Raw genomic sequence first — 13,805 nt, 5'->3', positions numbered from 1 at the left:
AATCAAGTTCATATATCGGGAGCGCCATGATGCTGAAGGATAATTTTAACGATCTGCTCTCCTTTATGGTGGTCGCCCGGGAGCGCAGCTTTACCCGCGCGGCGGCGCAGCTGGGCGTATCGCAGTCCGCCCTCAGCCACGCGATGCGTAACCTCGAAGCACGTCTCGATATGCGCCTGCTGACCCGCACCACCCGCAGCGTGGCGCCCACCGAAGCGGGTGAACAGCTGTTTATGCGCCTGAGCCCGCACCTGCTGGAGATCGAGCAGGAGCTGACCGCCCTGCGCGACATGCGCGATACCCCCGCGGGCAATATCCGTATTACCGCCGGGGAGCATGCCATGAGTGCAGTGCTGTGGCCGGTGCTGAAATCTTTTATGGCGCAGTACCCGGATATCAATGTTGAAGTGACGGTGGATAACGGCCTGACGGACATCGTCGACGGGCGTTTCGATGCCGGCGTTCGCCTGGGTGAACAGGTGGCGAAGGATATGATTGCGGTACGGATCGCCCCGGATATGCGGATGGCCGTTGTCGGCTCCCCGGACTATTTTGCCCGCCACGGCGAACCGCAAACGCCCGAGCAGCTGGCGGATCACCGCTGCATCAATATGCGTCTGCCGACGCTCGGCGGGCTGTATGCCTGGGAATTTACCTGCGAGGGGCGGGAGATCCGCGTCCGAGTGGACGGGCAACTGACCCTGAATAACCTGCCACAGCGACTCGATGCCGCCGAGGCCGGACTGGGGCTGACGTATATCCCGGAGGACACGGTGCAGGAGGCCATCAGCCAGGGGCGGCTGGTGCGGGTGCTGGAGGCGTACTGTCCGGCGTTTGAGGGTTATCATCTTTACTACCCCAGTCGTCGACAGCACACCACCGCCTTTGCCCTGCTGGTCGAGGCCCTGCGTCATACCTAGCGATTCCCCTGCCCCGGATTGCCGTCCTGCGATCGGGTCGGCATTGCCGTAATATCACCGGGCAACCATTAAGCAAAACTCATCGATATTGCGGTAAAACGCGGAAAAGTGTTTCAAAAATTTACCCGATTCAGCTGCCCGTAGCCCCCGACAGCACTGCCCCGACCAATTACTTAGAGCCACCTCACTTTCGGCCCGTTATATTTTGCGTCCCTTACTATTTGCAGGTAGGATGCTTCGCCATGTTTTGCCTTATCCATACGCAGAATGACTGGAAAGGCAGCACATTTCCGCGCAAAAGCAATCGTTTGTATTGCCCACCGCCGGAGAGGACATCATGAAACATGATTCAGACAGGTAAACAGGTAACTCAATGAAAACAAGCAATAAAAGCGCAGCCGATCATCACGCTGCGAAACGTCGCTGGCTGAACGCCCACGAAGAGGGCTATCACAAGGCGATGGGCAACCGTCAGGTGCAGATGATCGCCATCGGCGGCGCTATCGGTACGGGGCTGTTTTTAGGTGCAGGCGCCCGCCTGCAGATGGCTGGCCCGGCCCTCGCACTGGTCTATCTGGTGTGCGGTATCTTCTCCTTCTTTATCCTCCGTGCCCTGGGCGAACTGGTGTTACACCGTCCGTCCAGCGGCAGCTTTGTCTCCTACGCCCGTGAGTTCCTCGGTGAAAAAGCCGCCTATGTCGCGGGCTGGATGTACTTCGTTAACTGGGCGATGACCGGTATCGTGGATATCACCGCGGTGGCGCTCTACATGCACTACTGGGGCGCGTTTGGCGATGTGCCGCAGTGGGTGTTTGCCCTTGGCGCGCTGGCGATTGTCGGCACCATGAACATGATAGGCGTGAAGTGGTTCGCCGAGATGGAGTTCTGGTTTGCGCTGGTTAAGGTGCTGGCGATTGTCATCTTCCTGGTCGTCGGTACAGTGTTCCTCGGCAGCGGCAAACCGTTGGACGGTAACATGACCGGCTTCCACCTGATCACCGATAACGGCGGTTTCTTCCCGCACGGCCTGATGCCTGCGCTTGTGCTGGTCCAGGGCGTGGTATTCGCTTTTGCCTCCATTGAGCTGGTCGGTACGGCGGCGGGTGAATGTAAAGATCCCGAGAACATGGTGCCGAAAGCGATCAACAGCGTGATCTGGCGTATCGGCCTGTTCTATGTGGGCTCTGTGGTGCTGCTGGTTCTGCTCCTGCCGTGGAACGCCTATCAGGCGGGTCAAAGTCCGTTTGTGACCTTCTTCACCAAGCTGGGCGTGCCGTACGTGGGCAGCATCATGAACATCGTGGTGCTGACCGCAGCGCTCTCCAGCCTGAACTCCGGTCTGTACTCAACGGGCCGTATCCTGCGCTCCATGTCGATGGGCGGCTCTGCGCCGAAGTTTATGTCGAAGATGAGCAAGCAGCAGGTGCCGTACGCGGGCATTCTGGCAACCCTGGTGGTCTACATCTTCGGCGTGTTCCTGAACTATCTGGTGCCATCGCAGGTGTTTGAGATCGTGCTGAACGTGGCGGCGCTGGGCATTATCGCCTCCTGGGCCTTTATCGTGGTGTGCCAGATGCGTCTGCGCAAAGCGATCAAAGAAGGCACCGCGGCCGACGTCAGCTTCAAGATGCCGGGCGCACCGGTCACCTCCTGGCTGACCCTGCTGTTCCTGTTCAGCGTGCTGGTGCTGATGGCGTTCGATTATCCGAACGGCACTTACACCATCGCCACGATCCCGCTGCTGGCGGTTCTGCTGGTGGCCGGCTGGTTTGGCGTGCGTAAGCGCGTGCACGAGATCCACAGCACCGCGCCGAAACACCCGGGCGATGAAAAGCAGGATGGTCCGCTGGTGGAAGAGACCTCCAGGTAAAAGCACTCATAAAAAAGGGAAGGCAAATGCCTTCCCTTTTTTTTGCCCGGCGGCGCTGCGCTTGCACGGGCCTACGGGTCAGAAGTTCGTAGGCCGGGTAAGGCGAAGCCGCCACCCGGCACGGCACCCAACTTACAGCGCGATACGAATTACATCATCCGGTTGGGTCGCTTCCTGCTGACGAGAAGACTTCTGCTTCACCGTTACGAACAAGGTTTTACCGTCGGCGGAGAGCGCGAGGCTGTTCGGGAAGGTCGGGGTGTCGAGGGTCTTCGTCACTTTATAGGTTTTCGCGTCAATCACGCTCACCTTGCCCGCTTCACGGTGGGTCACGTAGGCTTCATTACGTACCGGGTTGAACAGCACCGCCAGGGATTCCGGTGCCGCCACTTTGCTCAGCACGCTGCCGTCCTTCAGGGAAATTACCAGCACTTCCGGCTGTTTGGAGTCGGTGATAAACGCGCGCTGGCCTTTCACGTCGAGGCTCAGGTTGAGGTAGAAGTGCTCTTTCCCGTCGTCCTGCAGTTTCTTGCGCTCGATGATTTTGTGAGTCGCGGTGTCGATGGTCAGCAGTTCGCCGTCGCCGTTGGTGGTGTACAGACGTTTCGCCTGCGCATCCAGCGCCAGGCCGGTGCTGAACTTGCCGGTGCCGGTGATGGTCTCTTTCAGCTTCAGCGTTTCGCCGTCAACGACCCAGATGACGCTCTCTTTACCGATACCGGTGATATAGACGGTGTTCGTCGTGTCATCTGCCACCAGCTCACGCGGCTGCAGCGGTTTGACGGTTTCACTGCGCTGACGGTCATCCAGCACCAGACGGCCCTTCACGTCACCGGTTTTCGCGTCAATGGCAGTCACCGCGCTGTTAGTGGTGTTACCAAACCACAGCGTCTGGGTGGCGTTATTGATGGTCGCGCCAAAAGGTTTCAGATCGCTATGAATGGCCTGCGTTACCTCCAGGGTCAGCGGATCGAGACGGTAAACTACCCCGCCTTTATCGGTTTTGCGGCTCTGCGTGGTGGCAACCCACAGCGCATTCTCCTGCTGGCTGACGGCCATCTCATACGCGCCTTTACCCACCGCTTTACGCAGCATCTCTTCTGCGGCATGAACATTAAAAGTCCCGGCGACCAGCAGAGAACCTAACAGCAGTGAGCCACGCAGACGCGGCGAGCACAGGTGACGTAAATTCATAACAACTCCCTTTTAACGTAAATGGTACCGCTGACATCGCTTCCGGCTGGCAAAGTCATCGCTTCACCTGATTATTGATGCGAATAATAATCATTATTTATCGTAATGTGGAGTAATTCTTGATCGCATCAAGACGATCCGCCGAATTAACCTACACTTAGGTTAACGCTATGTGCTGTTTTGGTTTTCAAAACATTTACAAAAGATTTACCATATACGCACATGTTCCATTTGGTTCGTCATTCCCTTAACCGGCTTCTATTCATGAAAATCATTTCTGCCCGTCAGGCTTCGCTTCCCCTGCTGTTGGTTCCTGTTATTTTCTCTCCTGTCGCCACGATGGCGGCCGAAGAGCAGACTATGATCGTCAGCGCGTCGCCACAAACCCTCTCCGAGCTGGATACGCCTGCGGCGGTCAGCGTGGTCAACGGCGACGATATGCGCCAGGCCACGCCGCGCATTAACCTTTCCGAATCTCTCGGCAGCGTGCCGGGGTTGCAGATCCAGAACCGGCAGAACTACGCCCAGGATCTCCAGCTGTCGACCCGCGGTTTCGGCGCCCGCTCCACCTTCGGGGTGCGCGGCATTCGTCTGTATGTCGACGGTATTCCGGCCACCATGCCGGACGGCCAGGGGCAAACCTCGAATATCGATATCAACAGCATCGAGAGCGTAGAGGTGCTGCGTGGGCCGTTCTCCGCCCTGTACGGTAACGCCTCCGGCGGCGTGATCAACATGACCACCGAAACCGGTCGCCAGCCCACCACCGTGGAGGCCAGCAGCTATTACGGCAGCTACGGCAGCTGGCGCTACGGCATGAAGGCCACCGGCGCGATGGGCGACGGCACTCAGCCTGGGGATGTGGATTACACCGTCTCCACCACCCGTTTCACCACCCACGGCTATCGCGATCACAGCGGCGCGCGTAAAAATCTTGCCAACGCCAAACTGGGCGTGCGCATCGACGATGCCAGCAAGCTGACCCTTATTTTCAACAGCGTTGATATGAAGGCCAACGATCCCGGCGGGCTGGACTATCAGGAGTGGCGGGACAACCCGCGCCAGTCTCCGCGTGGGGATCAGTACAACACCCGTAAAACCATCAAGCAGACCCAGGCCGGCCTGCGCTATGAGCGCCAGCTGAGCGCGCAGGACGACCTCAGCGTGATGGCCTACGCCGGTGAACGTGAGATGACCCAGTACCAGTCGATCCCGTACCAGCCGCAGCTTCGTCCGACCCATGCGGGCGGCGTGATTGACATGCAGCGCCACTACCAGGGGATCGACACCCGCTGGACCCACCGTGGTGAGCTGCTGGTGCCGATGACCTTCACCACCGGCCTGAACTACGAGAACCTGAGCGAAGATCGTCGCGGGTATGAAAACTACGTCATGAACAATGGCGTGCCGGATTACGGCGTCAAAGGGGCGAAACGCCGCGATGAACGCAACCTGATGTGGAACGTCGATCCCTACCTGCAAACCAACTGGCAGCTGACGCAAAAACTCTCTCTCGACGCGGGCGTGCGCTACAGCTCCGTGTGGTTCGACTCGAACGACCACTACGTGCAGGGCGCGAACGGCGATGACAGCGGCGACGCCAGCTACCACAAATGGCTCCCGGCAGGCGCGCTGAAGTACCGCGTCACCGACGCCTGGAACCTCTATGCCGCGGCGGGCCGTGGTTTTGAGACGCCGACCATCAACGAACTCTCCTACCGTTCCGATAACCAGAGCGGCCTGAACTTCGGCCTCAAGCCGTCGACCAACAATACGTATGAGGTGGGAAGTAAAACGCGGGTTGGTAACGGCCTGTTCACCGCGGCGCTGTTCCGCACCGATACCGACGACGAGATCGTGGTTGACGCCAGCTCTGGCGGACGCACCAGCTACAAAAACGCCGGTAAAACCCGTCGTCAGGGCGTGGAGCTTTCACTCGATCAGCAGTTTGCCGAAAACTGGAAGCTGAAAATGGCGTGGACGTACCTGGATGCGACCTACCGCACCAACGTGTGTGGCGACGCAGACTGTAACGGCAACCGGATGCCGGGCATTGCGCGCAATATGGGCTTTGCCTCGTTTGGCTGGCAGCCTGAAGAGGGCTGGTATGCGGGTTCCGATGTGCGTTACATGAGCGACATCGAGGCCGATGACGAAAACAACGCCAAAGCCCCCTCTTACACCGTGGTGGGTCTGAATACCGGCTATAAGCTGAACGTCGGCAACTGGGGTATGGACGTCTTTGGTCGCGTGGATAACCTGTTCGACAAAGAGTATGTCGGCTCGGTGATCGTCAACGAATCAAACGGCCGTTACTACGAACCGGCGCCGGGGCGTAACTACGGGGTGGGCCTTTCAGTCTCGTATCGCTTCGAGTAATAAAAAGCCGGCAGCCAGGGCTGCCGGCTTTTTCAGGCAATTTCAGAGCGCTTTACTGTTTTATACAAAATAATGTTCCCGGCAGCACAATCACCACCGGAAATAATAAGAAGATATATTCCGCAATATTACCGCTTCGCTTGTTTAAGACAATTACGGTAAAAACTGTTTAATCAACAGGTCATTTGCCTCGTCGATCACTTTATCAATTGCCGCGCGGCTGGCCTGCGCATCACCCTGTTCCAGCGCGGTGAGCAGTTCATCGTAGCGATAAGAGCGACACGGCAGCACCAGTTCGGGATCGTACAGGCAGTTAAAACAGGGCCCGATACGCACCCACAACTGCTCAATAAGGGCCATCAGCGTCGGCATATCCGCATAGTGATAGAGCGTGAAGCGAAAGGCCCGGTTGGCATGGAGCGCGCGCTCCACTTCGCCACTGTTCATCGCATCATGAAAATTGTCGGAGAGAGTACGCAGCGTGGCAATCCGCTCATCAGACATCTGTTCGCAGGCCGCCGCAACGGCCATGCACTCCAGCTCCTTACGGATGGCATTGACTTCGTTGTAACGCTCAAGCGAGACTTCCGGCACCAGAAACGCTTGCGCCGGGGTGGCGTGCAGCGCGCCAGCGGAGACCAACCGCAGCAGCGCTTCACGAACAGGAGTAATACTGGTACCTAACTTATCCGCAATCTCTTTAGTGACGAGCCGTGCGCCTGGTTTCAGGGCCCCTGCAATCAGGGCTCCTTTCAGACTCACCTCAACCTGCATCGTCAGGCTCATTCGTTGAGCTTTTTCTAAATTGTCCAAATCCAGCATGTTCAATTCCTGTTACTAACACTTAACTTATATTCCACAGTAGATAAACGAAACACGAGGCCCGGATATATCCTGTATCTTCATGCCTGATTAACTTTTAAAAAAATCATCCATCAAACCAAAATTAATTGATTATTTAATGTTCCTCATTACGTGTATGACGAGCAGACTAATCTATGTTGGTATAATTAAAGACGTTATTTCGAATTTTGCCCAGGTAATTATGGCGGAATAATCCGCCATAGCAGGTACTATAAGTTATTGTTCGCGACACGTATCACGACTTTTCCGAAGTTTTTACCCTCCAGCAAGCCGATCAGCGCCTGAGGGGCGTTTTCCAGCTCGTCCGTGACCTGCTCACGGTAGTGGATCCTGCCTTCCTGGACCCAACGGCCCATCTCCTGCTGGAACTCAGCAATGCGATAACCATAATCCTGGTTGATGATAAAACCCTGCATGCGGATGCGTTTTTTCAGGATGGTGCCCATCAGCAGCCCCAGACGATCCGGCCCTGGCGGCAGGTCGGTGGCGTTGTATCCGCTCACCAGCCCACACACCGGCACACGGGCCGCGGTATTCAGCAGCGGCAGCACGGCATCAAACACCTTCCCGCCCACGTTCTCATAGTAAATATCAATACCCTGCGGGCACGCCTGCTTCAGTTGTTCGGCAAAATCATCAGCATGGTGATCGATACAGTGGTCAAAGCCCAGCACCTCAATGGCATGGCGACATTTTTCCGCGCCGCCGGCTACGCCCACCACCCGGCAGCCTTTCAGCTTGCCAATCTGGCCGACGGTTGCCCCCACCGGCCCGGTAGCCGCGGCTACCACCAGCGTCTCACCCGCTTTCGGCTGGCCGATATCGAGCAGGCCCATGTAGGCGGTGAAACCGGGCATCCCCAGCACGCCTAACGACCAGGAGGGATGTTCAGGATCCGCGCCCAGTTTGACCAGCCCACTGCCATCAGAAACTTCATAGTCCTGCCAGCCGCTGTAGCCCAGCACCCATTCACCAGGTTGATAGTCAGGATGGTTCGACTTCTCGACGCGGCTAACGGTCCCCCCCACCATCACCGCACCGATATCTACCGGCGGCGAGTAGGATGGCGCATCGCTCATGCGGCCGCGCATGTAGGGATCGAGCGAGAGCCAGATTGTGCGCAGCAGAACCTGGCCGTCGGCAGGTTCGGGAATGGATGTGTTTTCTAAGCGAAAGTTATCAGCGGTAGGGGCGCCATGGGGACGAGAAGCCAGAACCCATTGACGATTCTGCGTTGAAGATTGACTCATATCTCACTCCTGTTTAGACAAACGTCCTTAGAGACTAGCCGCATCTTCTCCTGTCCGCTTTGACATTACGAGCCAGACTGGTTCAGCCTGACAACCAGATACACGCAAGGCTCGCGGCTTTCGTTGATAAACCGGCAGTCATTAGGCGGGCCTAATTCCAGACAATCTCCGGCCCGCATTTCATGGCGGGTATCCCCCTCCAGAAACACCAGTTCACCCGACTGCAGCCAGATCAGCTGGCGGGCAAGCGCATAAGACGAGGCAGGCATCGGCACGTCGCTGCCGCCGGGAAGTTCCACCTGCACCATGTCGATAGGCAGATCGGAGCGCGGCGAGACGTGGCGACGCAAATAGTGGGTCTGCGGATCGCGCCACACCGGCTGGTTGGCAAAGCGCAACAGCTTGCCTTCCTGCAGTTCAGCGCGCGCGATAAGCGTGGACATGCTGATGCCAAACGCGCCGGAAAGACGGGCCAGCAGCGTTGCCGTCGGGCTGCTCTCGGCGCGTTCAATTTTGTGGATCATCGCCCGTGAGACACCGGCGCGTTCCGCCAGCTCGCTCAGCGACCAGCCGCGGGATTCACGCTCCAGCCGAATGCGGGCGCTGATCCGCTCATTGATATTGTCTGGCATAGTATTCATCTCGTCATACTATAGTGAAAGAAATGGATTACAACGGCCTTTTTTCATAACAAAAAGATATGACTTATGCCGTAGCGGTATCGATGTTGGTTTGTGTAATATCGTGTCACAACGTACTACTATAGTGAACAAAACAGCCTGAGGTTTACCATGATCATTCGCCATGCCATCAAAGAAGACTGCGCCGCTATCGGCGAGATTTATAACCATGCGGTGCTGCACACAGCGGCCATCTGGAATGATACCACCGTCGATACCGATAACCGTATCGCCTGGTTCGAGGCGCGCCAGCTGATGGGCTACCCGGTGCTGGTCAGCGAGCATGATGGCGTAGTGACCGGCTATGCCTCCTTTGGCGACTGGCGCGCCTTTGATGGTTTCCGTCACACGGTAGAACATTCGGTGTACGTTCATCCCGAACATCAGGGTAAAGGCATTGGCCGCGAGCTGATGAAGGCCCTGATCGGGGAAGCTAAGCGCATCGGCAAACACGTGATGGTGGCCGGGATTGAAGCGCAGAACAGCGCCTCCATTCATCTCCACGAGACCGTGGGCTTTGTCACTACCGGTCAAATGCCGCAGGTGGGGACCAAATTTGGCCGCTGGCTGGACCTGACCTTTATGCAGCTCCAGCTCGACGAGCGTACCGACCCGGATGCTATCGGATGAATCAGTCGCTGACGCTGGTGTTTCTGGTGGCGGCAGGCATTGGCCTGGTGGTGCAGAACACCCTGATGGTGCGCATCACCCAGACCTCAAGCACCATTCTGATCGCCATGCTGCTCAACTCGCTGGTAGGGATTGTGCTGTTCGTGTCGATCCTGCTGATTAAAAACGGCTTTGCGGGATTCAGCGAGCTGGCACACCAGGTGCGCTGGTGGACCTTGATCCCCGGCCTGCTGGGGTCGTTTTTTGTTTTCGCCAGCATCAGCGGCTATCAGTATGTCGGGGCCGCGACGACCATCGCGGTGCTGGTCGCCAGCCAGTTGATTGGCGGTCTGGTGATGGATGTGGTGCGCAGTCAGGGGGTACCGCTGAAAGCACTGATCGGCCCGGTGTGCGGGGCGGTGCTGCTGGTGATTGGCGCCTGGCTGGTGGCAAGGCGCTCATTCTGAGTTCAGAGGATCACCCCGCCTTTGGTCAGGCTCTCCTCGCGGGCTTCCTGGTCCTCTTTATAGTGTTTGCCGTGATGGGCAATGGTATTGCGCAGACGCTGCTGCTGGGTATAGCGATCTTCCCGGCTTAATTCGGTGTCTTCGCTTAATTCGATCAGCAGCTCATTCATATGCACGATCACGCTTTCCGCTACCGCGGCATCAACGCGGGCGATAACTTCCTCTAAATGTGACATTGTCACTCCTTGCGAGATTGCCCGGCGGCGCTACGCTTGCCGGGCCTACGGTTTGTTCCCTCTCCCCTGTGGGGAGAGGGTCAGGGTGAGGGGCTCAGGCCGCACCAGACTTAATTCAGCTTCGCCTTCGAGAAATCGCTCCCCATCAGGCTTACGCTGTACCCGCTGATATTGCTGCGGGTGGCATAGAAGGTTTTGCCGTTCGCCAGCGCAATCCACGGAGCCTGCTGGTAGAAGATCTCCTGCGCCTGGCTGTAAAGCTTCGCGCGGGCAGCCGGATCGCTGGTGAGCTTCGCCTTCTGGACCAGGCCATCATAGCCCTTGTCACACCAGCGTGCAGCATTGGAGCCGGTCTTAATGCTGTCACAGCCCAGCAGCACGTCGGCGAAGTTGTCCGGGTCGCCGTTATCCGACATCCAGCCAAACAGCGCGCTGTCGTGCTCGCCTTTGCGCATCCCGGAGAGATATTCGCCCCACTCGTAGGAGACGATTTTCGCCTTGATCCCCACCTTCGCCCAGTCGTTCTGTATCATCTCGGCAATGCGGCGTGAGTTCGGGTTATACGGGCGCTGCACCGGCATCGACCACAGCGTCACTTCCGCCCCCTGCTCCAGCCCGGCCTGTTTCAGCAGCGCTTTCGCTTTTTCCGGATCGTAACCGTAGTCCTGCAGATCTTTGTTATAGCCCATCATATTTGGCGGGATCGGCGATTTTGCTACCGTACCAGAGCCAAGGAACACCGCGTTGATAATGGCCTTTTTATCGGTGGCGTAGTTCAGGGCCTGACGCACCAGCACGTTATCAAACGGCTTTTTCTCGGTATTGAATGCCAGATAGCCGACGTTCAGCGCATCCACCGAGTGCAGGGTCAGGTCTTTGTTTTTCTTGATCACATCAAACTGCACCGGCGATGGCGCAGGAATGATCTGGCACTCGTTGGTCTGCAGCTTCGCCAGACGGGTTTCGACATTCGGAGTGATGGAGAAGATCAGGTGTTTGGTCGGCACCGCGCCATCCCAGTAGTTCGGGTTCGCCAGATAGCGGATCTGCGAGTCGGTTTTATACTGCTGCAGCACGTACGGTCCGGTGCCGATCGGCCAGGTATCAACGTTCTCCGGGGTGCCTTTTTTCAGCATCGCGTCGGCATATTCCGCGGAGAGGATCGAGGCAAAGTCCATCCCCCAGTCGGCGAGGAACGCGGCATTGGGTTCGCTCAGCACAAACTGGACGTGGGTATCATCCACCTTCTTCACCTCCTGGATCAGTTTATCCAGGCCGACGTCGTTGAAGTATTCATAGTTGCCCTGCGATACGTTGTGATACGGATGCTTCGGGTCTTTCTGACGCATCACCGAGAAAATAACGTCATCGGCGTTAAAGTCGCGGGTCGGTTTAAAGAATTTATTGCTGTTGAACTTGACCCCTTGGCGCAGGGTAAAGGTATAGGTTTTGCCATCCGGGGAGATGGTCCAGGACTCCGCCAGCGACGGTACCGGGGTGTTTTTCACCGGATCGAAGTTAATCAGGCGGTTATACAGCACCTGCGAACTGGCGACAAAGGTCGGGCCGGAGCTGGCGATCTGCGGGTTAAACGACTCAGGCGAGGCCTCTGAGCAGTAGATAATGGTGTCGTTATTGGCCGCCCACGCGGCTCCCGCTGGCAACAACGCGCTTAATGCCAGCGCGAGGAGAGTTTTCCCTGTAGACATGGTTATTACCTGTTTGGATTTATTATTTAGAATAGTAATAACAGCACAGCCCACTGCCCCTGGCAAATAACGAAACACTATCAGGTTATTCTAAAGCAGTTATTTCCGCTGATTTTTTCCACCCGCGCCGGGACAGTGATTTGCCTTAAGGTACATTCCCCGTCAAGCACTTTCCGCACGCTCAATGCTGTAAGAAATCGCCCCTTTTGCCGTCTCTTCTGCCGTTTGCTTGCCCGCAGATTTCGTAAAGTAGACGCGTGAAAAAGTCTATGGGACCAAATCGTGGCAAAAACCCTTTTACGCAGCGGCAATCTGGATGATTTTCAGGCCGTTGGCGGCGGCGGACAGGCCGTATTTGAATCAGCATTGCAAATCCGTGAGGCCCTGCGCCTGCGTAAACAGCAGTCGATTGTCGATTGTCTGGCGATCCCGCAGGTCAACGATGAAGGCGACCGGGTAGACTGGTACTCGCCTACGGAAGGCGCGGTGACCAGCTGGAAAGCCGCCGACGAAGATGCGCGCTTCCGGGCGCTGCGCCTGCTGGAAAGCACCCTGTCCAGCGTGGAATCCCTGAGCAAAAAATCGCTCCAGTCGCCAAAAACCGCCCAGCAGCTGTTTGGTTCCCTGCTGTCAAAAGCGTTTCAGTTCCCCGGGGAAAACTTCCTGTTCCTGGTGGACGGTAAGCCGGTGATCACCTTCTGGGGTTTTGTGAACCTCAATGAAAACGCGCGCGAGGATATTCTCGACTGCCTGCGCGCCTCCCTGCTGCCGGTCCCGATGCCTGCCCCGGTTGTAGAGCCTGAGCCCGAGCCGGAACCGGCCATCGTCTTTGAAAAAGCCGATGAACCCCTGGTTGCTGCCCCGGCAACGGTGCATATCACCGCCGACGATCTGTACGAGGCGCATCCCGCTCCGGTGATGACCGCCAGCGAGCCTGAGCCTGAGCCAGAACCGGCCCCGGTGGTCATCGCCACAAAAAAACGCCGCGTTCCGCTGTGGGCGCTGCCGGTCGCCGCGGTGGTGGTTGCCGCCGTGGCCGCCCCGCTGCTGTGGCCGAAGCAGGCACCCACCGCTGAGGCGGTTAACGCCGTGGTGGCCGCGCCGGTGGCCATCGAGCCTAAACCGGTTGCCGCGGTCGAACCTCTGCCGCTGAATTTACCGCTGCACCAGGCGGAAGTGGCCGCCGTGAAAGCGCCTGCGCCGGTTGCGCCGGAACCGGTAGTGATTACCGCGATCCCGAAAGATGCAATGGTGATGGAAGCCGGTCAGGTGAAATCCGGCTCGACCCGTTTTCTTAACGGCAGCTGGCGGGCGATGCTGGAGGTGACCGATCCGATCACCGGTAAGCCGCCGTCAGTGCGCTATCAGATCCAGAACAATAAAGGGACGGCCCGCGTCGTTCACGGCGACAACGTGGTCTGCCGCGCGGAGGTCTTCTCCGGGCTGCACAGCAACGGGGAGCTGCTGATTAAAACCCGTGGCAACGCTCGCTGCGCCGACGGCTCCCGCTACCCGATGCCGGAAATTACCTGCAAAGCCGGTACCAACGACGTGGCAGAATGCAGCGCGCGCTACGACGCGAAAACCGTGGTTCCATTGACATTCAGGAAGGCAGGTGCGTGATCCT

12 protein-coding genes are annotated in these 13,805 nt (G+C 57.6%); 6 read left to right on the top strand and 6 right to left on the bottom strand.

From position 1 onward, the window contains the following. The first annotated feature begins 29 nt into the window (after positions 1-29). Both V7Q49_RS04540 and ansP read left to right on the top strand, forming a co-directional pair. Positions 30-920: a LysR family transcriptional regulator gene (locus tag V7Q49_RS04540; RefSeq protein WP_333849546.1), complete on the top strand. Its 891-nt coding sequence runs from the start codon at positions 30-32 to the stop codon at positions 918-920. A 373-nt stretch (positions 921-1,293) separates the two neighbouring features. Then, complete coding sequence (gene ansP / locus V7Q49_RS04535; RefSeq protein WP_333849545.1) at positions 1,294-2,790, top strand: L-asparagine permease; 1,497 nt, start codon at positions 1,294-1,296, stop codon at positions 2,788-2,790. A 132-nt stretch (positions 2,791-2,922) separates the two neighbouring features. On the opposite strand, the gene yncE is transcribed toward ansP, so the two are convergent. Continuing rightward, positions 2,923-3,984, bottom strand: a complete 1,062-nt coding sequence (yncE, locus tag V7Q49_RS04530) for a 7-bladed beta-propeller protein YncE (protein WP_333849543.1) — start codon at positions 3,982-3,984, stop codon at positions 2,923-2,925. Positions 3,985-4,248: 264 nt separating this feature from the next. Here yncE and pqqU point away from each other — a divergent pair, with 264 nt between their 5' ends. After that, complete coding sequence (gene pqqU, locus V7Q49_RS04525) at positions 4,249-6,363, top strand: TonB-dependent receptor PqqU (RefSeq protein WP_333849542.1); 2,115 nt, start codon at positions 4,249-4,251, stop codon at positions 6,361-6,363. 153 nt (positions 6,364-6,516) lie between these two features. Here pqqU and V7Q49_RS04520 read toward each other — a convergent pair whose 3' ends face one another. The 3 genes from V7Q49_RS04520 to V7Q49_RS04510 all read right to left on the bottom strand — a co-directional run bounded on the left by V7Q49_RS04520 (position 6,517) and on the right by V7Q49_RS04510 (position 9,118). Further along, positions 6,517-7,185, bottom strand: coding sequence for a GntR family transcriptional regulator (locus V7Q49_RS04520; RefSeq protein ID WP_333849541.1), 669 nt, complete (start codon positions 7,183-7,185; stop codon positions 6,517-6,519). A gap of 251 nt (positions 7,186-7,436) precedes the next feature. Further along, a complete protein-coding gene (locus V7Q49_RS04515; protein WP_333849540.1) occupies positions 7,437-8,477 on the bottom strand; it encodes an NADP-dependent oxidoreductase in 1,041 nt (346 codons plus the stop codon). A gap of 65 nt (positions 8,478-8,542) precedes the next feature. Next, a complete protein-coding gene (locus V7Q49_RS04510) occupies positions 8,543-9,118 on the bottom strand; it encodes a helix-turn-helix domain-containing protein (protein ID WP_333849539.1) in 576 nt (191 codons plus the stop codon). Positions 9,119-9,268: 150 nt separating this feature from the next. Between V7Q49_RS04510 and V7Q49_RS04505 the strand changes: the two genes are divergently transcribed. Further along, positions 9,269-9,787, top strand: coding sequence for a GNAT family N-acetyltransferase (locus tag V7Q49_RS04505; protein WP_333849538.1), 519 nt, complete (start codon positions 9,269-9,271; stop codon positions 9,785-9,787). Then, entirely contained in the window at positions 9,784-10,233 is a 450-nt protein-coding gene (locus V7Q49_RS04500) for a DMT family transporter (RefSeq protein WP_333849537.1), read from the top strand. Before V7Q49_RS04505 ends, V7Q49_RS04500 begins: the two co-directional genes overlap by 4 nt. A 2-nt stretch (positions 10,234-10,235) precedes the next feature. On the opposite strand, the gene V7Q49_RS04495 is transcribed toward V7Q49_RS04500, so the two are convergent. Together V7Q49_RS04495 and V7Q49_RS04490 are read right to left on the bottom strand one after the other, a co-directional pair. Then, positions 10,236-10,469 (bottom strand): YdcY family protein, encoded by a 234-nt coding sequence (locus tag V7Q49_RS04495; protein WP_333849536.1) that lies wholly within the window; start codon positions 10,467-10,469, stop codon positions 10,236-10,238. Positions 10,470-10,579: 110 nt separating this feature from the next. Next, positions 10,580-12,178, bottom strand: coding sequence for an ABC transporter substrate-binding protein (locus V7Q49_RS04490; RefSeq protein ID WP_333849535.1), 1,599 nt, complete (start codon positions 12,176-12,178; stop codon positions 10,580-10,582). A 282-nt stretch (positions 12,179-12,460) separates the two neighbouring features. Here V7Q49_RS04490 and V7Q49_RS04485 point away from each other — a divergent pair, with 282 nt between their 5' ends. Continuing rightward, a complete protein-coding gene (locus V7Q49_RS04485; RefSeq protein ID WP_333849534.1) occupies positions 12,461-13,801 on the top strand; it encodes an SrfA family protein in 1,341 nt (446 codons plus the stop codon). The last annotated feature ends 4 nt before the right edge of the window (positions 13,802-13,805 follow it).

Source organism: Leclercia sp. (genome assembly GCF_036780805.1).
Classification (GTDB): domain Bacteria; phylum Pseudomonadota; class Gammaproteobacteria; order Enterobacterales; family Enterobacteriaceae; genus Enterobacter.
This window is presented reverse-complemented; position numbering and strand designations above follow the sequence as displayed.

Bases quoted from the DNA above. Each gene is read 5' to 3' on its own strand.
- V7Q49_RS04510 (WP_333849539.1), bottom strand. From the start codon at position 9,118: ATGAATACTATGCCAGACAATATCAATGAGCGGATCAGCGCCCGCATT.
- V7Q49_RS04520 (WP_333849541.1), bottom strand. From the start codon at position 7,185: ATGCTGGATTTGGACAATTTAGAAAAAGCTCAACGAATGAGCCTGACG.
- V7Q49_RS04500 (WP_333849537.1), top strand. From the start codon at position 9,784: ATGAATCAGTCGCTGACGCTGGTGTTTCTGGTGGCGGCAGGCATTGGC.
- pqqU (WP_333849542.1), top strand. From the start codon at position 4,249: ATGAAAATCATTTCTGCCCGTCAGGCTTCGCTTCCCCTGCTGTTGGTT.
- V7Q49_RS04515 (WP_333849540.1), bottom strand. From the start codon at position 8,477: ATGAGTCAATCTTCAACGCAGAATCGTCAATGGGTTCTGGCTTCTCGT.
- V7Q49_RS04540 (WP_333849546.1), top strand. From the start codon at position 30: ATGCTGAAGGATAATTTTAACGATCTGCTCTCCTTTATGGTGGTCGCC.
- V7Q49_RS04505 (WP_333849538.1), top strand. From the start codon at position 9,269: ATGATCATTCGCCATGCCATCAAAGAAGACTGCGCCGCTATCGGCGAG.
- V7Q49_RS04495 (WP_333849536.1), bottom strand. From the start codon at position 10,469: ATGTCACATTTAGAGGAAGTTATCGCCCGCGTTGATGCCGCGGTAGCG.
- ansP (WP_333849545.1), top strand. From the start codon at position 1,294: ATGAAAACAAGCAATAAAAGCGCAGCCGATCATCACGCTGCGAAACGT.
- yncE (WP_333849543.1), bottom strand. From the start codon at position 3,984: ATGAATTTACGTCACCTGTGCTCGCCGCGTCTGCGTGGCTCACTGCTG.
- V7Q49_RS04490 (WP_333849535.1), bottom strand. From the start codon at position 12,178: ATGTCTACAGGGAAAACTCTCCTCGCGCTGGCATTAAGCGCGTTGTTG.